1 protein-coding gene is annotated in these 223 nt (G+C 65.0%); it reads left to right on the top strand.

From position 1 onward, the window contains the following. The coding region (locus tag MOV76_RS39715; RefSeq protein WP_247266653.1) for an ATP-binding cassette domain-containing protein at positions 1 to 223 on the top strand (223 nt) is incomplete at both ends.

Below are 223 nucleotides of genomic sequence, written 5' to 3'. Positions count from 1 at the left end.
GCTCGACCGCAAGCCGAGCCAGCTGTCCGGCGGCCAGCGCCAGCGTGTCGCCATGGGGAGAGCGCTGGTGCGCAATCCGCAGGTCTTCCTGTTCGACGAGCCGCTCTCCAATCTCGATGCCAAGCTGCGCGTCGACATGCGCACCGAGATCAAGCGGCTGCATCAGCGCATGGGCACCACCTTCGTCTATGTCACCCATGACCAGATCGAGGCGATGACCCTG

The sequence above is a fragment of the Rhizobium sp. PRIMUS64 genome, from assembly GCF_023006465.1.
Classification (GTDB): domain Bacteria; phylum Pseudomonadota; class Alphaproteobacteria; order Rhizobiales; family Rhizobiaceae; genus Rhizobium; species Rhizobium leguminosarum.
Note: the sequence above shows the minus strand (reverse complement) of the source record. Positions and strands in the feature narration are given on the sequence as shown.